Source organism: Lactobacillus huangpiensis (assembly GCF_019972815.1).
Taxonomy (GTDB): domain Bacteria; phylum Bacillota; class Bacilli; order Lactobacillales; family Lactobacillaceae; genus Lactobacillus; species Lactobacillus huangpiensis.
Map to the genome: position 1 here is coordinate 226,755 of NZ_BPPA01000002.1, position 25,827 is coordinate 252,581.

At 34.9% G+C, this 25,827-nt stretch carries 29 protein-coding genes, 1 other RNA gene and 1 pseudogene; 29 read left to right on the plus strand and 2 right to left on the minus strand.

What is annotated here, in order from left to right; all coding sequences use genetic code 11:
• Window positions 1-25: 25 nt before the first annotated feature.
• The 23 genes from LDM90_RS03020 to LDM90_RS03130 all read left to right on the plus strand — a co-directional run bounded on the left by LDM90_RS03020 (window position 26) and on the right by LDM90_RS03130 (window position 17,274).
• The gene (locus LDM90_RS03020; RefSeq protein ID WP_223896451.1) at window positions 26-568 is read left to right on the plus strand and encodes a L,D-transpeptidase; all 543 of its coding nucleotides are present in this window, start codon (window positions 26-28) and stop codon (window positions 566-568) included.
• A gap of 11 nt (window positions 569-579) precedes the next feature.
• Window positions 580-1,527, plus strand: coding sequence for an SLAP domain-containing protein (locus LDM90_RS03025; RefSeq protein ID WP_198213139.1), 948 nt, complete (start codon window positions 580-582; stop codon window positions 1,525-1,527).
• A 101-nt stretch (window positions 1,528-1,628) separates the two neighbouring features.
• Complete coding sequence (locus LDM90_RS03030; protein ID WP_198213141.1) at window positions 1,629-2,399, plus strand: hypothetical protein; 771 nt, start codon at window positions 1,629-1,631, stop codon at window positions 2,397-2,399.
• A 119-nt stretch (window positions 2,400-2,518) separates the two neighbouring features.
• A complete protein-coding gene (locus LDM90_RS03035; protein ID WP_198213144.1) occupies window positions 2,519-3,139 on the plus strand; it encodes a class I SAM-dependent methyltransferase in 621 nt (206 codons plus the stop codon).
• Window positions 3,139-3,648, plus strand: a complete 510-nt coding sequence (gene tadA, locus LDM90_RS03040) for a tRNA adenosine(34) deaminase TadA (protein WP_223896452.1) — start codon at window positions 3,139-3,141, stop codon at window positions 3,646-3,648. The genes LDM90_RS03035 and tadA overlap by 1 nt, the downstream gene beginning before the upstream one ends.
• 28 nt (window positions 3,649-3,676) lie before the next feature.
• Window positions 3,677-3,770: signal recognition particle sRNA small type (gene ffs / locus LDM90_RS03045), an RNA gene on the plus strand.
• A 57-nt stretch (window positions 3,771-3,827) separates the two neighbouring features.
• On the plus strand, window positions 3,828-5,633 hold the full coding sequence (gene dnaX / locus LDM90_RS03050; protein ID WP_198213146.1) for a DNA polymerase III subunit gamma/tau: 1,806 nt from the start codon (window positions 3,828-3,830) through the stop codon (window positions 5,631-5,633).
• 20 nt (window positions 5,634-5,653) lie between these two features.
• Window positions 5,654-5,983 (plus strand): YbaB/EbfC family nucleoid-associated protein, encoded by a 330-nt coding sequence (locus LDM90_RS03055; RefSeq protein WP_198213148.1) that lies wholly within the window; start codon window positions 5,654-5,656, stop codon window positions 5,981-5,983.
• On the plus strand, window positions 5,984-6,583 hold the full coding sequence (recR, locus tag LDM90_RS03060) for a recombination mediator RecR (protein WP_034980309.1): 600 nt from the start codon (window positions 5,984-5,986) through the stop codon (window positions 6,581-6,583). It begins immediately after the preceding gene.
• Entirely contained in the window at window positions 6,583-6,813 is a 231-nt protein-coding gene (locus LDM90_RS03065) for a YaaL family protein (RefSeq protein ID WP_187153816.1), read from the plus strand. Before recR ends, LDM90_RS03065 begins: the two co-directional genes overlap by 1 nt.
• 102 nt (window positions 6,814-6,915) lie before the next feature.
• The gene (gene tmk / locus LDM90_RS03070) at window positions 6,916-7,563 is read left to right on the plus strand and encodes a dTMP kinase (protein WP_198213150.1); all 648 of its coding nucleotides are present in this window, start codon (window positions 6,916-6,918) and stop codon (window positions 7,561-7,563) included.
• Window positions 7,564-7,568: 5 nt separating this feature from the next.
• On the plus strand, window positions 7,569-7,892 hold the full coding sequence (gene darA, locus LDM90_RS03075) for a cyclic di-AMP receptor DarA (protein WP_034980303.1): 324 nt from the start codon (window positions 7,569-7,571) through the stop codon (window positions 7,890-7,892).
• Window positions 7,892-8,752, plus strand: a complete 861-nt coding sequence (locus LDM90_RS03080) for a DNA polymerase III delta subunit-related protein (RefSeq protein ID WP_223896454.1) — start codon at window positions 7,892-7,894, stop codon at window positions 8,750-8,752. Before darA ends, LDM90_RS03080 begins: the two co-directional genes overlap by 1 nt.
• A gap of 9 nt (window positions 8,753-8,761) precedes the next feature.
• Window positions 8,762-9,097 (plus strand): DNA replication initiation control protein YabA, encoded by a 336-nt coding sequence (gene yabA / locus LDM90_RS03085; protein ID WP_034980509.1) that lies wholly within the window; start codon window positions 8,762-8,764, stop codon window positions 9,095-9,097.
• Between the two features lie 12 nt (window positions 9,098-9,109).
• The gene (gene rsmI, locus LDM90_RS03090; RefSeq protein WP_198213154.1) at window positions 9,110-9,964 is read left to right on the plus strand and encodes a 16S rRNA (cytidine(1402)-2'-O)-methyltransferase; all 855 of its coding nucleotides are present in this window, start codon (window positions 9,110-9,112) and stop codon (window positions 9,962-9,964) included.
• A gap of 8 nt (window positions 9,965-9,972) precedes the next feature.
• Window positions 9,973-10,710 (plus strand): acyl-[acyl-carrier-protein] thioesterase, encoded by a 738-nt coding sequence (locus tag LDM90_RS03095; RefSeq protein WP_223896455.1) that lies wholly within the window; start codon window positions 9,973-9,975, stop codon window positions 10,708-10,710.
• A 55-nt stretch (window positions 10,711-10,765) separates the two neighbouring features.
• On the plus strand, window positions 10,766-11,284 hold the full coding sequence (locus tag LDM90_RS03100) for a folate family ECF transporter S component (RefSeq protein ID WP_198213158.1): 519 nt from the start codon (window positions 10,766-10,768) through the stop codon (window positions 11,282-11,284).
• A gap of 28 nt (window positions 11,285-11,312) precedes the next feature.
• On the plus strand, window positions 11,313-12,059 hold the full coding sequence (gene tsaB, locus LDM90_RS03105; RefSeq protein WP_198213160.1) for a tRNA (adenosine(37)-N6)-threonylcarbamoyltransferase complex dimerization subunit type 1 TsaB: 747 nt from the start codon (window positions 11,313-11,315) through the stop codon (window positions 12,057-12,059).
• A complete protein-coding gene (rimI, locus tag LDM90_RS03110; protein WP_198213161.1) occupies window positions 12,043-12,594 on the plus strand; it encodes a ribosomal protein S18-alanine N-acetyltransferase in 552 nt (183 codons plus the stop codon). Before tsaB ends, rimI begins: the two co-directional genes overlap by 17 nt.
• Before the next feature lie 16 nt (window positions 12,595-12,610).
• Window positions 12,611-13,660, plus strand: coding sequence for a tRNA (adenosine(37)-N6)-threonylcarbamoyltransferase complex transferase subunit TsaD (gene tsaD / locus LDM90_RS03115; RefSeq protein ID WP_308443168.1), 1,050 nt, complete (start codon window positions 12,611-12,613; stop codon window positions 13,658-13,660).
• Window positions 13,661-14,315: 655 nt separating this feature from the next.
• Window positions 14,316-14,936: an ABC transporter ATP-binding protein gene (locus LDM90_RS03120; RefSeq protein WP_223896459.1), complete on the plus strand. Its 621-nt coding sequence runs from the start codon at window positions 14,316-14,318 to the stop codon at window positions 14,934-14,936.
• Window positions 14,936-16,105: a hypothetical protein gene (locus tag LDM90_RS03125; RefSeq protein WP_223896461.1), complete on the plus strand. Its 1,170-nt coding sequence runs from the start codon at window positions 14,936-14,938 to the stop codon at window positions 16,103-16,105. Before LDM90_RS03120 ends, LDM90_RS03125 begins: the two co-directional genes overlap by 1 nt.
• Complete coding sequence (locus LDM90_RS03130; RefSeq protein WP_198213164.1) at window positions 16,105-17,274, plus strand: hypothetical protein; 1,170 nt, start codon at window positions 16,105-16,107, stop codon at window positions 17,272-17,274. The genes LDM90_RS03125 and LDM90_RS03130 overlap by 1 nt, the downstream gene beginning before the upstream one ends.
• 405 nt (window positions 17,275-17,679) lie before the next feature.
• Here LDM90_RS03130 and LDM90_RS03135 read toward each other — a convergent pair.
• Window positions 17,680-18,084, minus strand: a pseudogene (locus LDM90_RS03135) (GNAT family N-acetyltransferase).
• Between the two features lie 301 nt (window positions 18,085-18,385).
• On the minus strand, window positions 18,386-20,308 hold the full coding sequence (locus LDM90_RS03140) for an ABC-F family ATP-binding cassette domain-containing protein (protein WP_223896462.1): 1,923 nt from the start codon (window positions 20,306-20,308) through the stop codon (window positions 18,386-18,388).
• Window positions 20,309-20,585: 277 nt separating this feature from the next.
• Between LDM90_RS03140 and LDM90_RS03145 the strand changes: the two genes are divergently transcribed.
• The 6 genes from LDM90_RS03145 to pcp all read left to right on the plus strand — a co-directional run bounded on the left by LDM90_RS03145 (window position 20,586) and on the right by pcp (window position 25,709).
• Window positions 20,586-21,221: a redox-sensing transcriptional repressor Rex gene (locus LDM90_RS03145; protein ID WP_034980278.1), complete on the plus strand. Its 636-nt coding sequence runs from the start codon at window positions 20,586-20,588 to the stop codon at window positions 21,219-21,221.
• A 161-nt stretch (window positions 21,222-21,382) separates the two neighbouring features.
• The gene (gene groES, locus LDM90_RS03150) at window positions 21,383-21,667 is read left to right on the plus strand and encodes a co-chaperone GroES (protein ID WP_034980276.1); all 285 of its coding nucleotides are present in this window, start codon (window positions 21,383-21,385) and stop codon (window positions 21,665-21,667) included.
• 19 nt (window positions 21,668-21,686) lie between these two features.
• Window positions 21,687-23,315, plus strand: a complete 1,629-nt coding sequence (groL, locus tag LDM90_RS03155) for a chaperonin GroEL (protein WP_198213168.1) — start codon at window positions 21,687-21,689, stop codon at window positions 23,313-23,315.
• Between the two features lie 126 nt (window positions 23,316-23,441).
• A complete protein-coding gene (locus tag LDM90_RS03160) occupies window positions 23,442-24,110 on the plus strand; it encodes a DUF969 domain-containing protein (protein WP_198213170.1) in 669 nt (222 codons plus the stop codon).
• A gap of 8 nt (window positions 24,111-24,118) precedes the next feature.
• On the plus strand, window positions 24,119-25,042 hold the full coding sequence (locus LDM90_RS03165; RefSeq protein WP_198213172.1) for a DUF979 domain-containing protein: 924 nt from the start codon (window positions 24,119-24,121) through the stop codon (window positions 25,040-25,042).
• A gap of 19 nt (window positions 25,043-25,061) precedes the next feature.
• Window positions 25,062-25,709: a pyroglutamyl-peptidase I gene (pcp, locus tag LDM90_RS03170; protein WP_198213174.1), complete on the plus strand. Its 648-nt coding sequence runs from the start codon at window positions 25,062-25,064 to the stop codon at window positions 25,707-25,709.
• The last annotated feature ends 118 nt before the right edge of the window (window positions 25,710-25,827 follow it).

Consider the following 25,827-nt stretch of genomic DNA (forward strand, 5'->3'; position numbering starts at 1 on the left):
GAAAATAAAAAAGAATAAATTTATAATGGTAAGTTTTTTAATTATTTTTTGCGGACAAATATTAAATTTTGGTCAGAAAAAAATATTGGCAAAATCTGTTACTGAAATTCCACGAGAATATATGCGTAAACCGATTAGTTATACTAAGTCTTCTGAAATTAAGCCATATCCTCATGGGATGAATGTTAAAAAAGATAAGATAGTAGTCTCATTAAAAAAACAACGCGCTTATTTAATACGTGGTCGAAAAACCAGATACGAGTTCTATGTTTCAACAGGTGCAAATAACTCAACACCAAAGGGACATTTTCGTGTTAATACATATCGGGCCCCGTGGTTTTATTCTGCAAGTGAAAAAATGGGAGCAAGATATGCGGTAGGCTGGCTGCAAGGCGGCTTATATCTTTTTCATGAAAATCCGCGTAATATTCACCACAAATTAATTAAAAAGGTAGCCAACAAATTGGGAAAAAAGCCAACCTCTCATGGATGTATCCATTTAAGTACAAGCGATGCAAAATGGTTTTATCAAAAAGCACCAACTGGACTAAGAGTTATTATTAAATAAAGGAGAAAGCAATGAAAAAATTTAATTATCGTAAAACTGTAGCAGTACTATTAACATTTACAAGTATAGCAAGTGGCATGTCTTTTAGTTCAATAACTACAGAAGCTAAGAAAGTTTCAAGCAGTGTGGTTTTGAAAGCACCAGCTGTTAAAAGGGTAAAAGTCAAAAAAAGAACATATTACTATAATAAAAAAGGCAAGAAGTTAAAGAAAAAGATTTTAAAAAAGGGCAAGAAGCTAAAGGTTGTTAAAAAAGCCAAGAAAATAAAAGGAAAAAAATTTTATCTTGTAACTAAAAATAGATTTGTTCTAGTAAAAGATGTTGCAAATATTAAGTCAAAGATTAAAAAGCCACAAAAACAGCCTGTAAATCAAAGCACCCAAACCAATCCAGGTAATTCTACCAATCCAGTAGATACAGATACACCTGCAAACTCTGCTAATACAGGTACAACTCAGCCTACTCAAAATAATTCTACAATTGCTGATTTTTCAATCAGTGAGTTTAGACAGGAATTCTTAAAAGAGTTGAATAATGAGAGAACAAAACGTGGGTTAAGCCCAGTGGCGGAAGATTCTCATCTTGATGAAGTTGTACAGGAAAGAACTAAATTATTACCAGATAATTTTGCTCATGTGGATGCGAATGGAAGATTTATCTTAAATGACTTCTTTGATAAAGCTGGAATCAGTCGTAACAGTACCTCTGAATGTCTAGCGATGTTTCCTTGGGGTTGGACAATGGATCATTCAAGTAACCAGCTTGTTGAGGCCCAACATGGTGGCACTAGTGCTTTAGTGGCCGATAACATGGTTTATGAGTATATTTATGATGATGCTGCATCCAATTGGGGTCACCGTGACATTTTGCTTAATCCTAAGGATAAGACAATTGGACTTGGTGCAGTAGTAGATAACAACAGTGATCAAATTTACTCATCGGTTGGAGTTACATATTAAGTGACGAAAAAGACTTGTTAAAAGTTGTCTGTTAACAATAAAACATGTCAGCTTTAGTAAGTAATTTGATTAAATAATATTAAACGTCCTTTGAGGTAAAAATGAAACATCATAAACCTGCCAAAATTTTGGCTTACATAACTATAGGGTTAGTCAGTCTAGCCTTGCCGTTTACTGCAAAAAGCTCTGAAATAAAGGCATCCTATAATGAATACAATTATTACAGCCTTAAGCATCTAATTCCAAAAAAACATCCTAAAAAGTATGATTACTGCTATAAACTGCAAAAAAAGGCCTCTAAAAAAGCCTATGCTAAGAATCCTTGGATTCATATGAATGGTTATGTTGTCACCGATCATAGTGGATACACAAAATACACTAAAAATATGAAACCAGTTAAATCTTCATATTATCCGAGATTTAAACAATTAAAGGCTCACGCGGTTAGTGCAGACTTTTCAAAAGGTAACTTCATTATGCACTATAAAACTAGGGATAATGCAATAATTCATGGCATAGCTTTTAAGAAAAAGCAGAATATCAAGGTCAAAAGAATTAAATTAACTCCTAATATTTTGCTTAAAGCTTTTTATAAAGACTTTATTGATCCAAAAGGTGGTTTTAAATTAAAAAAGGGTAACGAAACAGATTTTCTTGCATCTAAAAAGCAAAAACACTTTTATCAGAATTGGAAGATTGATACCTCTGATACTATGAAAGATACCGTAGCTGATTTTATGGATACAGTTCGTTTTGGTAATGTTGAGATAAATGATCCCAGTTACGGCTATCATTATATATTCTTTAAAATAGATAAATTTAAAAAATATAAAAACTATGTGAAGTTTCGCATGCTTTACGGTATTTACTAAAATCCAAGAAACTAATTATGTTCGAAAATATCTTTTAAACATAATTAGTTTTTTTATATTTGCAAAAATTTACATGTCCGCTAAAATTATCTGGATAAGGTTTTAGAAATGAGTGAATTATGACTGAAAAAGAAAACCAAATGTATTTTACTGAGAATCCCACTTCTCAGCATGATGAGCATATAATTGATTATCAAGTCAACGGCATTGATCTCAAATTTACCACTGATGCCGGAGTTTTTTCGAAATTACGCGTGGATTATGGTTCAGGTGTTTTAATTAAGAAAATGCTTGATGTAGATTTTCCTCAAAACAATATTTTAGATGTTGGCACCGGATATGGACCAATCGGTCTTTTTGCAGCTAAATTTTGGCCAAAGCAAACAGTAGAAATGATAGACGTAAATGAACGTGGATTGAACCTAGCGAAAAAGAATGCTGAACTTAACCATATAGATAATGTTGCTATTTTTTCTTCTGATGTTTATAGCCATATTTCATCAGCAAAGAAATATGGCTTAATTCTGACTAATCCACCGATTCGAGCAGGTAAAGAAGTTGTTTCAAATATTTTGTATGGTGCGAAAAATCATTTGGTAACTGATGGGGTTTTACTAGTAGTAATTCAGAAAAAACAGGGTGAACCGAGTGCCCGTAAATTATTAACAAAAACTTTTGGCAACTGTACCATTTTAAAAAGAGATAAAGGTTACTACGTTTTGCAGGCGGTGAATAATTAATGCCATTTTCAAGTGCAGAGAAAAAAGACTTTATGCAATTAGCTTTTCAGCAAGCAAAAAAAGCCCAAAATTTGGGAGAAGTTCCAATTGGAGCTGTAATTGTTGATTGTGCAGGGCAAGTTATAGGTACAGGATTTAACCGCCGTGAACTGGATCAAGACTCTACGCAACATGCTGAAATGATTGCTATCAGGGAAGCTTGCAATAAACTCGGTACTTGGCGTTTAATTGACTGCAGTTTGTTTGTCACTTTAGAACCCTGTCCAATGTGTGCAGGTGCGATTATAAACTCTCGTCTTAAGAGTTTGTATTTTGGAGCACTTGACCCTAAAGCTGGTGCAGCTGGTAGTGTGGTTAACCTTTTTGATATCGAAAAGTTTAATCATCATCCTAACGTTATTCGGGGACTATACCGTGAAGAGTCAAGCCAGATGCTAAAAAACTTTTTTAAAGATATTAGACAAAAACAAAAAGCGAAAAAAGACTCCGGCAAAAATTTCGCAAATTAGTGGAAAAATACCTTGAAATACGTTAATATATCTTATGGGCAATGTTTGACCTCCAAAGCGTGTCAGGACCGGAAGGTAGCAGCACTAAGGTTGCTCGGGCATGTGCCTTTTATTAGACAATTACAAACTCTTAACTCTTTCGAAAGAGTTAAGAGTTTTTTACTAGGGAAGACTGATCAATGGCTTATCAAGCGTTATACCGCAAATGGAGACCCCGCACTTTCGATAGTGTGATTGGTCAAGATGATATTACGGATACTTTGAAAAATGCAATTAAGCGAGGTACAATTTCCCATGCCTTTTTGTTTGCTGGGCCACGTGGTACTGGAAAAACTTCATGTGCAAAAATTTTGGCTAAAGCATTGAATTGTAGCAATCTGCAGGATGGTGAGCCATGTAACAAGTGTGCCAATTGTCTTGCAGCCGACAAGGGCGCAATGGCAGACATTATGGAGATTGATGCGGCTTCCAACAATGGCGTTGATGAAATACGTGATATTAGAGATAAAGTTAAATACGCTCCAACTCAAGGCAAATACAAAGTTTACATTATTGATGAAGTTCATATGCTGTCAATGGGGGCGTTTAATGCTTTGCTTAAAACTCTTGAAGAGCCACCGGAACATGTCGTTTTTATCCTGGCCACTACGGAATTGCAAAAAGTGCCAGCGACTATCATATCAAGGACACAGCGTTATAATTTTAAGCGTATTTCTCAAACTGACCTTGAAAAAAGAATGAAGTATATTCTTGAAAAAGAAAAAATCAGTTATGATGAAAAAGCCTTAGCCGTAATTGCTCAAGTAGCTGACGGTGGTATGAGAGATGCGTTAAGCATCTTAGACCAACTTTTAAGTTTTGATAAAAACAAAGTTGAATATGATGCGGCTCTTGAAATAACAGGTTTTGCTGATGAAGAAAAGATCGAACAAATTTTATTAGCAATTTTAAATAACGATACAAATGAAGCATTGGCTTTGGCACAGACAGAACTTGAAAATGGTGCAAGTTCAAAAAACATATTAGATGAACTCATTGAAATAGCGACTAAAGCATTAATGGCTGTTAAAACTAACGATAGTGATCAGAAAATTTTTTTGAACGATGACTTTATGCAAAAGATTCAGGACGTTAATTCTGAACGTTATTTCCAAGTAATTGCAGCCGCAAATACTGCGTTAAATGATTTGCGCTATACTAATCAGCAGCAGATTCCACTAGAGGTATTTTTAGTTGAGTGTGCTAGCAATCAAAAAAGCAAAATAGATTCTGAAAATGTTTTTGCTGATTCAGAAAGTCAAAAGAATGCAAATACTGATTTGACAGCTGAAATAGCAGCATTAAAAAAGCAAGTTACAGACTTGACTAAAAAAGTTTCTAATTTAAGCAAAAAGCAAACTCAAAATAGCAATAAGATTTTTCATCTTGATAGTGCCGTTTCTGATCGAATTGATACTAATAAAAGTAAAAGTTCCAAAGCAAAAACTGCTTCCAAAACTAAAAAAACAATCGGAAGCAGGAAAAAGGCTAATGAACAAAATCGTAAACAAGTTTACCATGTCTTAGAGAATGCTACTAAGGATAATCTAGTGGCTATCAAAAATGTTTGGCCGGATCTGCAATCAGATTTAGGCGTGTCACAACGTGCTTTGCTAGACGTATTGGAACCTGTTGCAGCCAGTTCAGATCAGGTAGTAATGAAATGCAAATATACTCTTTGGTTTGAAAAAGCCAGTGAAGATGGTAATTTATTAGATGTGTTGCCAGATGAAATTGCTAAATTTACTAAACATAACTATGAAATAGTGCTGGTGCCTGATGAGGATTGGTCCACAGTGCGGGCGGAGTTTTTACAAAAGCATGGTAAAGAACTTCTTAATAAGCAAAAACATTCAAATTCAGATTCTGAGCAAGACGAAACAAGTAAACAGGTTGTAGAAAAAGCAAAAGAGCTATTTGGTGACACAGTAAATGTTAAAGACTAAAATTTAAAGGAGAAGGTATTATGAGTAAAAGACCTAATTTTGGTGCTATGGGTGGCATGAATATGCAACAAATGATGAAGCAGGCCAAGAAGTTGCAGGAGCAGATGGCTCAAGAACAACAAAATATTACTGCACAGGAATTTGTAGGCAAGTCTGCAGATGACTTGGTTGTGGCTACTTTTAGCGGAGATCGCAAATTAAAAAATATTACTATTGATAAAGATGCGATTGATCCTGATGATCCTGATATGTTACAAGATTTGATTATTGATGCAGTTAATAAAGGATTAGAAGAAATCGATCAAGCTACTCAGCAAAGTTTAGGCAAATATACGAAGGGCATGATTTAATTGCAGTATCCAGCGCCAATTGCGCATTTAATTGATTCTTACATGAAATTACCTGGTATTGGTGAAAAAACAGCCACAAGACTTGCATTTTATACGTTAGATATGCCTGATGAAGACGTTCATAGTTTTAGTACTGCGTTAGCCGAGGTGAAGGAAAAACTTCATCGTTGCTCTATTTGTGGCAACATAACAGAAAAAGATCCGTGTACTATATGCAGTAATCCTGAACGTGATCAATCGACCATTATGGTAGTTGAGCAGCCAAAAGATGTGATGGCTTTTGAAGATATGGGTGAATATAGCGGATTATATCATGTTTTGCATGGAGTTTTGTCCCCAATGGATGGTATTGGCCCAGAAGAAATTAATATTAAGTCATTAATTGTTCGTCTGCAAAAGCAAGATCGAGTAAAAGAAGTTATTTTGGCCTTAAATTCAACTCCTGAAGGAGAATCAACAGCAATGTATATCAGTAAGCTAATCAAGCCGTCTGGTATTAAGGTAACAAGGCTTGCTGCAGGTTTGGCCGTTGGGAGTGATATTGAATACGCTAATTCAATAACTTTGAAACGAGCAGTACAGGGGAGAACTTCAATCTAATGGCACGTAACAAAATTAAAAATATGGGTGATGAGTGGCTCATAACTACTATTGAAAACTTACAGGAACAGATTGCTGTTCAAAAAAATCTTGATCCGACAACGCTTGATATGTCTGAAGATAATGTAGTAACAGGTAAAATTTTAAGAGCCAAGTATTCATTTTTATATGATGAAGCGCGACATCGTCATACAAGATTTAGTGGTTTTACCAATGCAATTTCTGACTAAAGTCCTTTTTCAAAAGGGCTTTTTATTTTGATTAAAAATTAAAAGTACGTTGGGGTGTTCATATAAAGAGAACTCTTGTAAAATAGAAACATGGAGAGTTTTATGAAGAGTTATTTTATCAGTTTTGAAGGTCCGGATGGGTCTGGAAAAAGTACAGTTTTAAAGCAAGTTGTGGCAGAAATTGGGCCTAGACTTAAAACACAATATCTAGTAACCCGGGAACCAGGAGGCTCAAAAATTGCTGAGAAAATTCGTCAATTAATTTTGGACCCGGTTAATGAAGAAATGTCTGCGAAAACTGAAGCTTTACTTTATGCAGCTTCTCGTAGTCAGCATATGTTTGAAACTGTCATACCAGCACTTAAAGCAGGAAAAATAGTTTTTTCAGATCGTTTTGTTGATAGTTCATTGGCTTATCAAGGTGCAGGACGAGAATTAGGTATTGCTGCAGTAAAACAGATTAATGATTTTGCTACAAGTAAAATTGAGCCTGATCTAACTATTTTTCTGGATGTTAAGCCACAAGTTGGATTAACCAGAATTGCCAAGGAACGTGCTGGTAAAGAAGATCGCTTGGAACAGGAAAAATTAAATTTTCATCAAAAAGTTTATCAGGGTTATCAAGAAGTAATTAAGGCTCATCCTGAAAGAATAAAGGTAGTTGATGCAAATAAACCCTTTAATTTAGTAGTAGAGGATTGTGTTAAAATAATTGCAAACCAATTACCAGCAGATTTGTTAAAGGACTGATTAAAATGAAGTTAATAGTTGCAATTGTTCAAAAAGAAGATGCTAATAGGCTCCAACGTACCTTTGTTAAGGAAAGCATTCGTGCGACTAAGCTTGCTACGACTGGAGGATTTCTAAGTGAAGGCAACACTACTTTTCTTATCGGAATAGATGATAAACATGTCAAGCAGGTTTTGCGCATCATCAAGGAAGAGTCTAAATCTCGTGAAGAATATATGAACCCTAATTTGGTTATGACAGGTTTTGATATTAGTAGCCAACCAGTGAAAATTACAGTTGGCGGAGCCACTTGTTTTGTTTTGCCTGTTGAAGAATTCAAGCAGTTCTGATGTCAATTGATATTACAAAAAGAGGCAAGAAGCAGTCTGAACTTTTGGGTCATGCTTTTGAGCAAAAGAAATTGGCTCATAGCTACTTATTTGTTGATGCCAATGAAGTCCAGGCATTAAATACAGCATATTGGTTAGCTTGTCTCTTTAATTGTAGCGGTACTGAAAAACCGGATGGTACGTGTCAGAATTGCAGGCAAATTATTTCAGGCAATCACCCTGATGTACTATTGATAGAGCCTGAAAGCAAGCAAAATTTGGGAATTGATCAAGTCCGTGTTTTGAAGGAAGAACTAGCTAAAAGTCCGGTTCAAAGCAGTGTACGTTTCTTTTTTATTAATGAAGCGCAGAAGTTAACTTTGCCTGCTGCTAATGCTTTACTTAATTTATTAGAAGAACCTATTGCTCCTGTTGTTACTATTTTAATCACAAATAATACCGATCAAATTTTGCCAACTATTCGCTCACGTACTCAAATTATTAATTTCACGCTCAATCAAAAAAAACATGACAAGAGTGAAGAATTACTGGCAAATGGTTTTAGTCCGAGTGAAGTTGACTCACTGGAAGATACAGCTAAATTAGATAAAGGAAGCAAATATTTTTACCAAGAAATGCTTGAACATAACTCACTTTCACTTGTGAGTGCACATCAGTTAGCAGAAATGGCTAAAAGCAAAAGTGAGCAAAATTATGTTCTCTTTTTACTTAAAAAATGGGCTCAAGCAGAATTAAAAAGCAATAATCAAAAAAACGGGGCAAGGATGTTAAAGTATTTGCTTGAAATTGACAAAATGCAATACAGCAATGTTAGTTTTCGCAATTTACTCGACTTTCTTGCTTTACAATGGAAGCGGTAGGTGTTCATGGTGGATTCTTATTCAAAGTTGGAACAACTTCACGATTCAATGGTTAGCATGACCAAAACAATCGAAAGTTTAGAAAATAGTATTTTGGAAACGTTGAAAGAAAATACGGAATTAAAAGTAGAGAATCAATTGCTGCGTGAAAAAATGGACAAAATGAATAATGCCCACAATAGCACCGTTAAAACTCAGAGTGGTCTTGAATCTTTACGGCAAATTTATAGTTCAGGTTACCATATTTGCAATATGTACTATGGCTCTCACCGTGATCCTAATACTGACTGCATGTTTTGTTTGGATATTCTTGATAATTTTGGAGAGAAAAAGAAAAAACATTAAAGGATTGATTAAATGCAAAGGCAAAGTAGTTATGGCCAAGACAACGGCAAACTTTTTTTAGTGCCAACTCCTATTGGTAACCTTGAAGACATTACCCTTAGAGCAAAAAGAATTTTACAGGAAGCTGATTATATTGCTGCTGAAGATACTAGAACAAGTGGAATTCTGCTTGAAAAAATTGGGGTTCATAATCATATGCTTTCCTTTCACAAATATAATTCAAAAGAAAGGGCACCGGAATTAATTAAGTTAATGAAGAACGGGGCAGTTATTGCTGAAATTAGCGATGCAGGGATGCCAGTCATTTCAGATCCGGGATACATTTTAGTGCAAGAATGTATCAAAAATAATATTCCCGTAGTGCCTCTGCCCGGTGCTTCCGCATTTGCTACTGCATTAATTGCTTCTGGCTTTGATGCACAACCTTTTACATATTATGGCTTTTTACCACGCAAAAAAAGTGAACAACAATCTTTTTTTGAACAAATGAATAAAGCACGAGCTACCTCTATTTTTTATGAAGCACCACACAGAATGGTAAAAACTCTCAATAATATGTCTGAAATACTGGATTCTGAACGAAAAATTGTTGTTGCCAGGGAGCTTACTAAAATTCATGAAGAATTTATTCGTGGTACAATCAGTGATGTTACAGATTATTTTAAACAAAATGCTCCTAGAGGTGAATTCGTTGTTTTAATTTCTCCTAATGTTGCTCAAGAAACGCAATTGTCGTGGGCCGAATTAATTAAATCGGTGAACCGGTTAGTTGACAAAGGAGAAAGTAAAAAATCGGCGATTAAGACAGTAGCTCAAGAAAATAATGTTTCAAAAAATGAGCTTTATGAACGTTACCATCAAAAGTAGGTGAAAGTATGAAGTATAGTGAAAAACATATAGTAAATTATTATGAGTGTGATGAAAATAAAAATTTGAAATTACCTGCAATGATTGATTTAATGATGAGCGTTTCAGAGCATCAATTGGACTCAGGCAATGGCAGTACAAGTGCGTTAACTAAAAGAGGATTAGGCTGGGTTGTAACACAATATCATATTGAAGTGGCACGTCTGCCCAGACCAAATGAAGAAATTACGCTCACAACCGAACCATTTGGCTATAACCGTTTTTTAGAATATAGAAGTTACGTTTTTACAGATCAAAATGGCAACGAGCTGATAACTGTTAAAAGCGAATGGGTTTTATTTGATTTACAGACTCGTAAATTGGTGTCGACAGACAAGGAAATGATGTCTGAACTGGGAATCCCACTTTTAAAAAAATTACCCCGTTTCCCTAGGTTGCGAGTTCAGGATGAATATCAAAATGAGAGGCAATATCGGGTTCGTTATGATGATTTAGATACAAATCATCACATGACAAATGGACATTATTTTAACTGGTTTATTGATACATTGGATCGTGATTTTTTGAAAAATCATATTGTCAAGACTATTGATATTAAATTTAACCTTGAAGTGCGGTATGGGGAAGCACCATATTCGCGCGTTAGTGTAATCAGTGATGAAAATGGTATTAAATCATATCATACAATTGCGGATGATGACAAAAATGATAAAGCTGTTTGTGAACTAACTTGGCGCAAAATATAATATAATTATTTTTTGTGTTTTCACAAAAATTAACTAAAGAAAGAATGTGCTGAAAATGACTATTAAAGAGATGCTTAAGGTCGAATTGCGAGACCTTGTCCTTTTAGGAATTATTGTTGCAATGAAAATTATTCTTAGTCGTTTTACAGTTGGAACAACTATTGTGCATGTTAGCCTTGGATTTATAGGCAGTGTAATGCTAGGTTATTTGTTTGGACCAGTATGGGGAAGCATTGGTGGTGGAATTAGTGATTTGGTTTCATCAGCTCTATTTGGCAATCAAGGGGGCTTTTTCCTTGGCTTTACATTGAGTGCTATGATAGGTCCCTTTATTTATGGCTTGGTTTTTTATCAAAAGCCAGTTAAAGTATGGCGGATAATTCTTGCAACTCTATTAGTAACTGTTGTTGTTAATATAGGTTTAAATACGCTTTGGGTTCACCTCCTTTACGGCATGGACTTTCGCGTTGTCCTTATTCAACGAATACCTAAAGAAGCGATTACTCCGTGGCTAGAGATGATTATTAGTTACTTTGTTTTAAACGCCATTTCACGCGTTAAAATAAAAAGGTAATTTTCGAAAAGAGAATAAAAATTTTAGAATGAAAATTTTGAGTATGTCCACTGCGACAAATAATTTAAGCGTAGCTTTAAATGATAATAGTAAGACTATTGCAGAAAAAAACGAATTTGATAAACAAAATCACAGTGCACATTTGGATCCTTTAATTGACCAAATTTTAAAAGAACATAATCTGGAATTAGCTGAAATTGATCGCTTTGCCGTTGCGATAGGACCAGGTTCATATACAGGTTTGCGAATAGGTGTGACTACTGCTAAGATGTTTGCCAGCATATTAAATAAGGATGTAGTTGGTGTGTCTACTTTGCAGGCTTTAGCTTCCAGTTGCAATGAACAAGCAACGTTAATAGTAGCAGGTATAGATGCTCGCAATAATAATTATTTTGCAGGAGCCTATATAAATAATGAAAAAGGTAATGTACCTGACTGCGTGATTCCCGATGGTCACTATCACATTGATACTCTTTTAAGTGCGATATCAGAATATTGTACAGCTAATAATTTGGAAAAAGTGATTTATGTTGGGACTGGCTTTGAAAAGCAGGAAGAGGCTATAAGAAAGACAAATATTCCCTTCAGTTTTGGCACGGAAAAACAGAATGTTGTTCATGCTGGTTTAATAGGTAAGCTGGCTCTGAATGCTAAACCTGATGACCCTGATCAATTATTGCCGAATTATTTGCGTCGCACGCAAGCTGAAATTGACTGGCATAAAAAGACAGGGGAAGCCTATAAACCAGATAGCAATTATGTGGAAGAAGTTTAAGCATTTTGGGTCTTTTTGGCTTTTAGCAAAAGAAAAAAAGTTTATTAAGTTTGTGCCAGAAAAAATCATTGTGAATCAATCTAGTCTGAGTATCAGGCAAGCCCAAGTTAAAGATATTTCTGCAATATTGTTATTGGAGCAAAGTCTTTATCAGGGTAAACAACCGTGGAATTCAATGGCTTTTCATACTGAAATAAGTAGAAATGATTCACTGTATTTAGTTGTATTGCAAACTCAGTGTGTCATTGGCTTAATTGGTGTGCATTTTGACGTTAGTAGTGCACATATTACTAATCTGATGGTTGATTCATCTTGGCAAAAACTGGGAATTGGTACTTATTTAATTAAAAAAGTAATTGAAATTGCTAAAAATAAAAACTGTAAAGAACTTAGTTTGGAAGTAAAAGATAATAATTTTACTGCTCAAAATTTATATTATAAGTTAGGTTTTACGGTGAGTTTTGTGTGGCCTAATTATTACCAGAGTTCGCATCAAGATGCTTTTAACATGGTGCTTAAATTGGCAAGTGACTAAAAGAAAGGAAATTAAATTGGTAAATAAAAAAGACATCCGTATTTTGGCTTTTGAAAGCTCGTGTGATGAAACTTCAACATCTGTTGTAAAAAATGGCAGAGAAATAGAAAGTTTGATTGTAGCAACTCAAATTAAGAGCCATCAACGTTTTGGGGGTGTTGTTCCTGAGGTTGCTAGTCGTCATCATATTGAAGTTATTACTCAAATAACCAATGAAGCACTTAAAGAAGCACACGTAGCTTGGAAAGATATTGATGCAATTGCGGTAACCTATGGACCTGGTTTGGTAGGTGCCCTTTTAATTGGTGTTAGTGCGGCAAAAGCTGCTTCAATGGCTACAGGTATTCCTTTAATTGGCGTTGATCATATCATGGGTCACATTATGGCAGCTCAGTTAAAGGAAGAAATCTCTTATCCGGCTCTTGCTTTGCAAGTTTCTGGAGGTCATACAGAGATTGTATTGTTAAAAGATTCAACCCACTTTGAAATAGTTGGCGATACTAGGGATGACGCAGCTGGAGAAGCTTACGACAAGATTGGAAGAGTACTCGGTGTTAATTACCCCGCTGGTAAAACTATTGATGAATGGGCTCAGAAGGGAAAGGATACCTTTGATTTTCCGCGGGCAATGATTAAAGAAAATGATTATGATTTTTCTTTTTCTGGTTTAAAGAGTGCTTTTATTAATACCTATCATCATGCTGAACAAATTCATCAAGACCTGAATAAATATGATTTAGCTGCTAGTTTCCAAGCTGCAGTGATAGATGTCTTGGCTACTAAAACTATTAGAGCAATTAAACAGTATGCTCCAAAAACTTTTATTATGGGTGGAGGAGTCGCAGCTAACCACGGTTTACGTGAAAGAATGAACCATGAAATAGCTAACCTGTCTCGAAACTTACAACCGAAAGTAATTTTGCCAGAGTTAAAGTTGTGCGGAGATAATGCTGCAATGATTGGTGCTGCGGCCTATAACTTGTACCAAGAAGGAAAATTCGCTGATCTTACTTTGGATGCTGATCCATCTTTAGAATTACCTTACGCATCAGAAATGTTGCAATAAAATAAACAATAAAAGAGTCTGTGAAAAAAGTAGGTCAGTGATCTTACTAAAAGAGCCGGCGAATCACTAAAAAAGTGGCTTGTCGGCTTTAGTTTTATTAAGTCAGGGGGGCTAGTTTTTCTTAGACCCTTTTTTATCATTATACGTTTTAAGATAAACTATTTTAAACATTAAATTTATGTATCAATTACTAAATGAGCGTGATCAGTCCTTTTATTGAGAAGAAGCAGAATTTAATCAACTAATTAATGAAGCCTATTATCAAAACTCTGAAAAAGATTTGAATTTTATCTTGTTTAGATAATTTAGTCATAAAATGACCCCCCCAAATTTGTTTTAAATTTGGGGGTCACTTCAAAAATCATATATGACATTTTTTAATTTAGTTTTCCTACCAGATTATAATAAAGTCAAACAGGTAAAATAAGAAATCAAAAAAATAAGTTCAAGAAATACAAAATTTGATAATCATTTTGATTATGAATTTTATAAAGATGAACTATTAATAAAACTCAAATATAACCAAGTTCCTACAAATAAATAGAGGAAATGTTTAAACTACTAATCAAAAAACAATGAAATTGATATAATTCAATGATATCCTGATATAGTATTCTATCATTTCAACTTAATTCACCACTCAAAAGAGGAGACTATGATGCTAACAGTACAAAACCTATCACTCAAAACCAGGCAGCCAATCCTGCATGATTTTTCTTATCAATTTGCACCTGGTCAATTTTATCAAATTGCTGCAGAAAACGGTTCTGGTAAAACAAGTTTCTTGCGTGCTGTTACGGATCTTATTCCAGTTTCTTCTGGTAAAGTCTTATTAGACGGAAAACCATATGCCAAAAATAAGCGTAAGCTTTTTTTCTTTGAAAGCAATGAATGGTTGAACGCCAATTTAACTAGCCTTGATTACTTAAAATTCGTGAAAAGCCAATGGCATTCAAATGTCGACCTTGATCAAGAACTTGATTTGCTGGGTGTACGTGAGTATGTCAAAGTCCCGATTAAAAAGTATTCGCTTGGAATGAAGCAAAAATTGATTGTGGCCATGTACTTAGTTAGTGACGCTGAATATTACTTGATGGACGAGATCACTAACGGTCTTGATGAAGAAAGTCGCACAGTTCTTTATGAAAGGCTAAATGATGAGGTGACTCAGCGTAATAAATGTATTATCCTAACCTCTCATTATAGCAGCGAGATTAAAGTGAATAACTTACACCGCCTCGTTTTACAAAAACAAATGATGCACGAGGTAGACTAATGATCTCATATTTTTCATTGCAACTTAAAAAAGTTACTAAACACAATCTATCAATTATTTCAGTGGTTATTTTATTATTAATTTCTTTTGGCTTACTATACATGAAGTCTACGCAACTCAGTGGTACTGGTTCTTTAAAAGGAGATGCTCAAGGACAGATTGCCATGAAAGAGGAAGCCTTACAAGCGGATCGTCGAGCACTCAAACGATATTCACCGCAAGGAAAATCATACAAGGCCACTGAAAAAGATATTAAACAAACTGAAAAGGAATTAAAAAAAGATCAGGCCTTTGTTGATAATATTAATCACAATCACTGGAAGCGAGTTTATAAGACCAAATTAAAAAGGGATCAAAAAGGCAAATTGACTGATCTAAGTTCGGATGAAAAAGATGGACATAAAAGTGTAATACTGCGTTTAAAGTATCTCATAGCTCACCCTATGCCTTATGAAAGCGATAGCGCAGTCACCGGGATACAGTTTCTATTAGATTTGAATGAAAACTATTTGCCCGTCTTATTTAGTTTAGTAATGATTTTTGTTTTGACTTATTTATTTACTGGTTCTTATAAAAATGGTCTTAACATTTCGACTGTCTTGCCAATTAATCGCTTGCAAAGTACCCTGACTAATAATATTGTTGGGCTATTAGTTGTCAGCTTTATTTTTCTATTACTAAACTTATTAGTTTTCGGTGGAGCAGCGAGCATTTTTGGTACTGGTCGCAGTGACTATCCTTACATCATTCACCATCTGGTTAACGACCACTTGGTGCCAGGAATTATTCCGACCGCCAAATTGTTGCCCCAAGCAGCTATACTGCAGCTCTTAAATTTCATATTTATGGTTTTGTTTGTGCAGCTGGCTGCTAAAATCTTTCATAACCAGTTACCGACTCTGTTAGTTTCGCTATTGCTTTTATTAGGAGGTCATTTTATTACAATTTTTATTATTCCGTTGGAGAAGATTGCGCAGTGGCTTCCTGGTACTTATTTAGGAGTTTTAAATGTTGTATCAAACCAAACAGCCTATGCAATGGATAACTCCGCGATTAACTTTTCAAATGGTGTGTTTACCTTAATACTAAGTTCTATATTATTATTCTTGCTGGTACTTTTAATTGATCGCATTACAACTATTGCACATAGAAATGGGAGATTGGCATAATGTCCTATTTGGCTTTTCAGCTTAAAAAAGTATTTAAGAATAAGCTAACCCCAGTTTGCTTAGCAATTTTGCTCTTATTGATGGGTATTGTCTTATTCATGAATATTCGTACTAATCCCCAATTTTCCTTGCAGGCGGGGGCTAAATCAGAGATTGCTTACCGCCAAAAAGAAATTAACCGGCAGCAAAGATTACTTAAACATGATAAACAAAAATCAAAAACTGAAGTTTACCATGATACTAAAGCTGCTATTAAGCAAAACCAAGATGCAGTTAAGCAAGATAAACAAGTTCAAAAAGCGGCAAATAAAGGCAACTGGCGCAAAGCCTACACGATTATGTGGCAACAAAAAAAGCAAGAACAAACTATTACATCAAATGACCAAGATTCAACAGGCCTTAATTCAAGGACAAATGTAGAGAAAAAACTGCAATTCTTTAACTACTTACGCCATGAGCCTTTGCCTTATGAAAGTCAGGATATGCCAGTAACAGGCTGGCAATTCTTACTGCAATTACATCAGCAATATTTGCCTTACGTATTTACTCTTGTTGCTCTGTTTTTATTAACTTTGTCTTTAACTGATTCTTACCATCAAAAGTTAGATACGGCGCAGTTATTACCACTTGAAAAAAATAATTTAATGATTTCGAATACAATAGCAGGAATAGTCCTGACTCTTGTTAGTTTTTTAGGGATTAACTTGGTATTATTTATTGTAGCTTCCCTTATTTCTGGTACTGGTAGTTTATCCTTCCCTTATATCGTAGTTCAATATACAGTTAGTGGTCCTCTTATTAAATGTGTAACTACTGGCAGCTTTATTATTAAAGTAATTGTATTGCAGGCACTTACCTTGATCTTCGATGTTGTCTTAGTTCAGTTCCTTGCCCAAATTTTTCGTGATAAATTACCAGCATTACTTATCGCTATTCTACTTGTCCCAGGGCTCAACATTGCAACTATGATAGTTGAGCCGTTGCGTAAGATCTCCGCCTGGTTGCCAATGACTTACCTGAACGCAGTTGACATAGTATCTGGCAATTTAGGAATGAATTATCAAAATGTGCAGTTGAACTATACGACAGGGCTTTTAACGCTGTGCTGTTCAATTTTAATAATTATTATTATGATTTTACTGTCCAGTCATATAAAATATAAAGAATAAAATTTTATATTTCTTAAATTAATATTTTTACTTCTAATTAGTGTTATCATGACTTTAGATCGTTCATTTATTTATTTAAATTATGCTTACTCAAAAGTCTTTTAAAACTAAGTGTAAAAATATATAACAAGCAATAACATTCTCGTCATTACAAAATGGGAAACTCATTTCAAAAGAGTTTCCCATTTTGATTAAATAAATATATACAAATTTAATATTCAATAATATCTTAACTTGCTGTGTAAATTTTAATGTTACAGTGTTATCTATTCTAATCAGGTAATAAGGTACCTACCATGATAAAGTCAACTAGATTGGTGTGAGTTCTTCTTAAAACTAAAAGATAAAATATTGAGCAAAGGAGTCTGGGAAAAGATAGTTTTTTTCCAGACTCCTTATTATCTCTTAAAAATCTTTGTAGAAAGCAATCAAGTTGTATTTGTCACACGGATTAAAATTACAACTCTCATAAAACCTGCGCGTTTTAACGGTATTTTCTGTCAACAAAACTTTCTGTCTGACAGAATTATATTTCTTTAGCACGCTGTTTATTAATTTCGTACCAATTCCTTGTCTTTGATAAGCAGGATTAACAAGTAAATCTTGGATATAAATGATGGTCAGACCATCACCAACTACTCTGATTAATCCTACTAACTGGTTTTGATCCTAAGCGCCAATAGCAAAAAGCGAATTTACAACTGCCTTTTGCAGCTGCCGAGGATTTTGCGTATAGGAACTCCAACCTACGCTTGTGTATAAATTTATAAGTTGTTCCATAGCGATATTTTTGTCAGCTATATATTTCATTTTTATTCCTCCTTAATTAATTAATAATTAAAGAGCAGTGCGTAATTTTTCCATGTGTACCTCTCAATTTATTTTTGATAGAGCCAGTAAAATTATTATCTTTAAGTTTAAACAACTACAATTTTAAAAGCAATAGTATAAAGATCTTTTTTGCGTCTGATAATTATTACGTATTTATAAATAAAAAGAAAATTTTATTAATAGTTAATAAAAAAATCTAGCACTAGCTAAGAATAGAAACGGTAGATAAAAGGCTAGTTAATCTTATTTTGGAGTTGTGTTAACTTAATAATATATTATTTTAGTCAAAGCTATCCAGTTTATTCAATGCACTTTCCCATGCATCATTTGCATCGTCCAGTTGTTTTTGTACTGCGCTAAGCTGTTCTTGCAAGGGACCTAATTTGTCAAAATTAGTTGCAATTGCTGGATCAGCCATTTGAGATTGAATATCTTTTTGCTCTTTTTCCAACTTTTCAATTTTATTTTCGGTATTTTCAACTTCTCTTTGCAATTTACGCTTTTGTGAATCGCGCAACTTTTGCTCCTGATAGGACAATTTATTTTTATTTTGTTCAGGTTCTACTATTTCTCTATTCTCAGATGATTCATTTTCGGAGGCTAAGTCTTGCTTATTCTTTTCATCTAGATAATAACTATAATCACCTTCATATACTTGAGCAACACCGTTTTTAATTTCTACAATCTTATTTGCTAACTGATTGATGAAATAGCGGTCGTGAGAAACGAAAAGTAAAGTACCATCATAGTTCTGTAGTGCCTGTTCTAAAACCTCCTTGGCTTCGAGATCCAAGTGGTTTGTGGGTTCATCCATCAATAAAAAATTATTATGCTCAAGCGACAAAACTGTTAGGGTTAATCTCGCTTTTTGACCACCGGAAAGTTGACCTACAGTTTTATCAATATCTTTTGCTGTGAATAAGAAACTGGCTAAAATCGACCTCACATCTTTTTCAGGCATTGTTTTATGACGGTCCCAAACTGTATCGATTACAGTTTTACCTGGATCAAGCCCTTGCAGTTCTTGATCATAGTAGCCTATGTCTAACGAAGCTCCATATTTGATTGAACCTTTTTTCGGTTTTAACTCCTTCATAACGGTTTTTAGTAAAGTTGATTTACCAATACCATTTTGACCAATAACGGCTACACGGTCACCTTTATTAATTTGCAGAGAAATACCGTGAACCATTGTTTTTGTGGGATAGCCAATAGTTAAATCACGTAAAATTAGCACTTCTTTACCAGATGGTCGCTCACTTTGAAAATTAATTCTGACTTTGTTTTTGTGCTTGGGCGGACTAATTCGTTCCATTTTTTCCAGTTGCTTGCGCCGACTTTGTGCTCTCTTAGTAGTTTTAGCTCTTACAATATTTTTTTGAATAAATTCTTCGTCTTTTTTGATTTTTTCTTGTTGCTTTTCGTATGCTTCTTCTTGTTGACGGTCACGTAATTGACGTTCAGAGAGATAGGCAGAATAATTTCCTTTAAATACAGTTAATTTGCCAAATTGTAATTCAAAAATTTGTGTTGCTAAATTATCCAAAAAATATTGATCATGGGAAACTACCAAAATAGCACCAGAATAGTTTTTAAGATAGCTTTCAAGCCAGTCTAGAGTGTCTAAATCCAGATAGTTGGTAGGTTCATCAAGCAGTAATAATGGGGGTTTGCGCAATAACAACTTAACAAAAGAAAGCCGCGTTTTTTCTCCGCCGGAAAGGCTGCCAACCTTTTTAGTCCAAGTTGCTTCAGGAAAATTAAATCCGTTCAAAATACTTTTGATATCGGCCTGGTAGGTGTATCCACCTTGTTGTTCGAAGCTGTATTGCAACTGGTCATATTGTTTTAGCAGGTCCTTTTTTTGCGGATTTGCAGACATTTCTTCTTGTAAATCCCTTATCTTTTTACCCATATTAATTAGGGGAGTAAAAACAGACAGCATTTCATCCCAAATAGTTTTATTTTCATTTAAATCATTTTCTTGAGCAATATAGCCAACATCTATATTTTTATTGATTGTAAAGTCACCATGTGTGGCTTCTTCTTCGCCAGTCATAATTTTAAGCAAAGTCGTTTTACCGACACCATTGGGTCCAATGAGACCTATTCTTGCATTTGAGTCAATTGAAAAATTGACGTTTTTAAATAATGTGTTGGCACCGAATTGTTTTTCTAAATCGTGTCCTTGAGCAATTATCATAATTTTTCACCTAGAAACCATTTTAGCATACGTAGCAAAATTCTTGTGGGAGAGTTTGATTGATAAATATAGGAAATAAATGTAAAAAAGAAGCATTTTTTAATTAAAAGAGTAAAAAAATAAATTTCTATTATCAAACCTGTTACTATTATGCTAAAATTTGATAGATTGTGAAAAAAATGTTTGCAAATGGCGCAAATTTATAGATAAAATAGTAGTGATTGCTGAAAAGTTCACAAAACAAAATATATACTTAATCAAGTTGGAGGCTTTTTAAATGGAAAAAATCAAAATACCCACGGCTACGGCTAAAAGATTGCCGCTATATTACCGCTACCTGATAATTTTAAATGAGGCTGGTAAAGAAAAGGTATCCTCAACTGAATTATCTGAGGCTGTTCAAGTAGATAGTGCTTCAATCAGACGTGATTTTTCATACTTTGGTGCATTGGGAAAACGTGGCTATGGTTATGATGTAAAAAGTTTGCTTTCCTTTTTTAAAAAGATTTTAAATCAAGATACTTTAACAAATGTTGCCCTGGTTGGCGTTGGTAATTTAGGCCATGCTTTATTAAACTATAATTTCAAACGCACAAACAATATTCGTATTTCATGTGCTTTTGATATTGATGATAAAATTACAGGCAAGATTCTCAGTGGTGTCCCTGTTTATGACATGAGTGAACTAAAAAAACAGCTTAGTGACCAACAGATTTCTATTGCAATTTTGACTGTTCCTTCCACGACAGCACAAAGGACAGCTGATGATATGGTTGAAGCTGGTATTCGAGGAATTATGAATTTCACGCCAATTCGTTTGTCTGCTCCAAGTGGTATTAGAATTCAGAACGTTGATTTAGCAACGGAATTACAAACTCTAATTTACTTCCTTGACTCAGATAAGAAAAAGTAGGCATAAAAATACGATTAGCACTTTTTTACTCAAAGTGCTAATTTTTTCTTGCATTTTTTATGAAAAGGGGTTATTATCATAAATGTAAGTTAGCACTTGATGAATAAGAGTGCTAATGACACGTAAAATAGATTAATAATTTAATTTTAGGAGGGACAAACGTGTTACAACCAATTGGTGATCGCGTGATCGTTAAAGTTAAAGAAGAAGAAGAGAAAACTGTAGGCGGAATCGTCCTGGCTTCTAATGCTAAACAAAAGCCAACAGAAGGTGAAGTTGTTGCTGTTGGTGAAGGTAGTTATGCCGAAAATGGCAGTAAAATTCCTATGACTGTCAAAAAGGGTGACGTTGTTTTATATGACAAATATTCAGGCACTGATGTCAAATACGATGACGAAAAGTATTTAGTCCTTCATGAAAAAGATATTTTAGCAATTGTTAAGTAATTAAGGAGCGCATAAAAATATGGCAAAAGAAATTAAATTTTCAGAAAAAGCAAGACGTTCCCTGTTAAAGGGCGTTGACAAATTAGCTGATACTGTTAAAGCAACTATTGGTCCTAAGGGCAGAAATGTTGTTTTGGAGCAATCATATGGCAACCCGGACATTACTAATGATGGTGTGACAATTGCAAAGGCAATTGAATTAAAAGACCACTATGAGAATATGGGTGCTAAGTTAGTTGCCGAAGCAGCACAAAAGACTAATGACATAGCTGGTGACGGTACAACTACTGCTGTTGTTTTAACTCAAGCAATTATTCGTGAAGGTATGAAGAACGTGACTGCTGGTGCTAACCCTGTAGGAGTTCGCCGCGGTATTGAAAAAGCTACTAAAGCCGTAGTTAAAGAATTACATAAGATTAGTCATACTGTTTCTTCAAAAGACCAAATTGCTCAAGTAGCTTCAGTATCTTCAGCTTCAAAAGAAGTTGGCGACCTGATCGCTGACGCAATGGAAAAAGTTGGTAATGATGGTGTTATTACTATTGAAGATTCACGTGGTATTGAAACCGAGTTATCAGTAGTCGAAGGTATGCAATTTGACCGTGGCTACCTTTCACAATACATGGTAACTGATAATGACAAGATGGAAGCAGATCTTGACAATCCATACATTTTAATCACTGATAAGAAGATTTCTAACATTCAAGACATTTTGCCATTGTTACAAGAAATTGTGCAACAAGGCAAATCATTGCTGATTATTGCAGATGATGTTTCTGGTGAAGCATTACCAACTTTGGTTTTGAACAAGATTCGTGGTACCTTTAACGTTGTTGCTGTTAAAGCTCCTGGTTTTGGTGATCGTCGTAAAGAACAATTGCAAGATATTGCCGCTTTAACTGGTGGTACAGTAATTACTGATGACTTAGGTCTTGAATTGAAGGACACTAAGATTGATCAGTTAGGTCAAGCTCGTCGCATAACTGTAACTAAGGATTCAACTACTATTGTTGATGGTTCTGGTTCTGATGAAGCAATTAAAGACCGTGAAGATTCAATTAGAAAGCAAATTGAAGAGACTACCTCTGACTTCGATAAGAAGAAATTGCAAGAACGTCTAGCTAAATTAACAGGTGGTGTCGCTGTTATTCATGTTGGTGCTGCTACTGAAACTGAATTGAAAGAACGCAGATACCGCATTGAAGATGCTTTGAACTCCACTCGTGCAGCCGTTGACGAAGGTTATGTTGCCGGTGGTGGTACAGCATTAGTAGACGTTAAGGATGCTGTTAAGGATCTTAAAGGTGATAATGCTGACGAACAAACTGGTATCAACATTGTTTTAGAGGCATTGACTGCTCCAGTCCGTCAAATTGCTGACAACGCTGGTGAAGACGGTTCGGTTATCTTGAACAAACTTGAAGGACAAGATAACGAAGTCGGTTATAACGCAGCTAATGGCAAATGGGAAAACATGGTTAAAGCCGGAATTATTGACCCAACCAAGGTAACCCGTACTGCTTTACAAAATGCTGCTTCAATTGCCGCTTTGCTCCTAACTACTGAAGCAGTTGTTGCCGAGATACCAGAAGATAAACCTGCTGCTGATCCAAATGCTGCAGGTGCTGGCAATCCAGGTGTGATGTAATTTAGTTTTTATTAGTTAATTAATAAATCCTACTAGCAATCCTGTGGGGCTTGCTAGTGGGATTTTTTTGTTACAATTCATTTTTAGTTTATCTTGGTTAAGATTATTCACTAGAAAGGAACATTAGTGGAATATTTAAGTTTGTTGGGTATTGTTGTTATAGTGTTAGGGTTTGCTTTGGGGCTTGATACAATAGCTGTAGTCGTAATTTCTGCTTTAGTTACGGCATTAGTTTCAGGAATAGATTTTACCTCATTTTTGAGAATTCTAGGTAAAGGATTTATGGATAACAGAATGGTTTCTCTTTTCTTTCTCACTTTACCAACTATTGGAATTTTAGAAAGACATGGTTTAAAACAAGCCGCTGTTAATTTAATTAAAAAAATGAAAAAACTGACACCTGGTCGTATATTCGATATTTATCAGGCCATTCGTGAAATTGCCGGTGCCTTTGGTATTTCATTACAAGGACACGTCCAGTTTATTGCGCCATTGATTAATCCAATGGCGCAAGCGGCCGGTAAGGTTAATAGCGAATTGACACCTCTAGAAGTAGACCAAATTAAAGGAAGAGCTGCTGCAACAGAAAATTTTGGTAATTTCTTTGCGCAAAACCTGTTTGTGGCTTCCTCAAGTGTTTTACTTATTGCAAGTACAATGAAATCGCTCGGTCATCCTGTAGATCCATCTGGAATAGTTTTATATACCTTCCCAGTCGCAATTATTAGCTATATTTTATGCTTGTTTTACAATCACGCATTTGACCAAAAGCTAATGAAGAAGAAAGAAAAATAGGAGAAATAATGGAAACTTTAATTAATAATATTTTACTTGCATTCTATATTTTAATTGGCCTTTTTTTCCTCGCTGCTGCTATTGAATCTTGGCGTGATCAATCTAATCCAGTCCGCTGGGGTACTGGAATATTTTGGCTTTTGTTTGCTGTGCTTTTCTGTGCTGGACAGTGGTTGCCAAATGCAATTAATGGTGGCATTATCCTGATCATTGCTTTATTATCTTTGTTTAAACAAGTGCGTGTAGGACACATAAAGGATTTAGATGAAAAAGTTGCTCAAAAAACGGTTAAACGCATTGGCAACTGGATTTTCTTACCAAGTATCCTGCTGGCAGTTTTAGCTTTGGTCATAGCCCAATTTACTAATTTAGGTGGTCAAGTAGGTATCGGTGTAGCAGCTATTGTTTCACTTGTTGTTGCACAAATTTTGACTAGATCGAATACCAAAGTAGTCTACGAAGATACACAAAGAATGGTGCGTTCTGTCGGCTCTGCCGGAATTTTACCACAATTACTCGCTACTTTGGGCGTTGTATTTACAGCTTCAGGTGTAGGACAAGTGACTGCCAAGGCTATTTCTGGTCTTTTTCCTATTGGAAACCACTTATTAGGAGTTGCGCTTTATTGTATTGCTATGGCATTATTTACAGCAATTATGGGTAATGCATTTGCTGCTTTTGCTGTTATTACAGCAGGGATTGGTATACCTTTCGTTGTGGCTCAAGGTGGTTCACCGATTGTAGTTGCAGCATTGGGAATGACATCGGGGTATTGTGGCACACTGCTTACTCCAATGGCAGCCAATTTCAATACTTTGCCAGTTGCATTAATGGAAATGAAAGATCAATTAGGTGTGATCAAACAACAATTTCCGATTGCAATTAGCATGTTGCTCATTCAAATTATTTTAATGTACTTTTTAGCATTTTAGATAGTAAGGAGAAAATATAATGAAAATTCTTGTAACAGGTTTTGATCCCTTTGGCGAGGATAAGATTAATCCTGCAATTGAAGCAGTTAAAAGACTGGACAATGAAATTGCAGGTGCAAAAATCGTGAAACTTGAAATACCAACAGTTTTTGGTGACTGTGCAGAAGTGGTTCATGAGGCTATTCTTAAGGAAAAACCAGATTATGTTTTAAATATCGGTCAAGCTGGTGGTCGTTATGCTTTGACTCCAGAACGCGTAGCTATCAATTTTGATGATGGACGTATTGCTGATAATAAAGGCTATCAACCTATTGCTAGTCCTATTCATGAAGATGGTCAAAACGCATATTTTACACAACTTCCTGTTAAGGCCATGGCACGAGCAATTCGTGAAATTGGATTGCCAAGCTCTGTTTCAACAACTGCAGGAACTTTTGTCTGCAATCATATTATGTATCAAGTGCAGTATATGATTGATAAGGAATTTCATGATTTAAAAGCTGGATTTATGCATATTCCATATTTACCTGAGCAAGTTGTTGCTAAACCTGAAACTCCATGTCTTAATTTAACAGATGATGTTAGAGGCATTACTGCTGCAATTACCGCTATTGTGAAAATGGATGGCAAAAAGGATTTACAGAGTATTGAAGGACACATTGCTTAAATTTTTTAAGCAGAAAGCATTTATTGCAACTAAAAAGCATATTGTGAAAAGAGATCGTTTTACTTGCGGTCTTTTTTCTTTTAACAAGAAGTTTAGCGTATAATAATAACAGTAATGC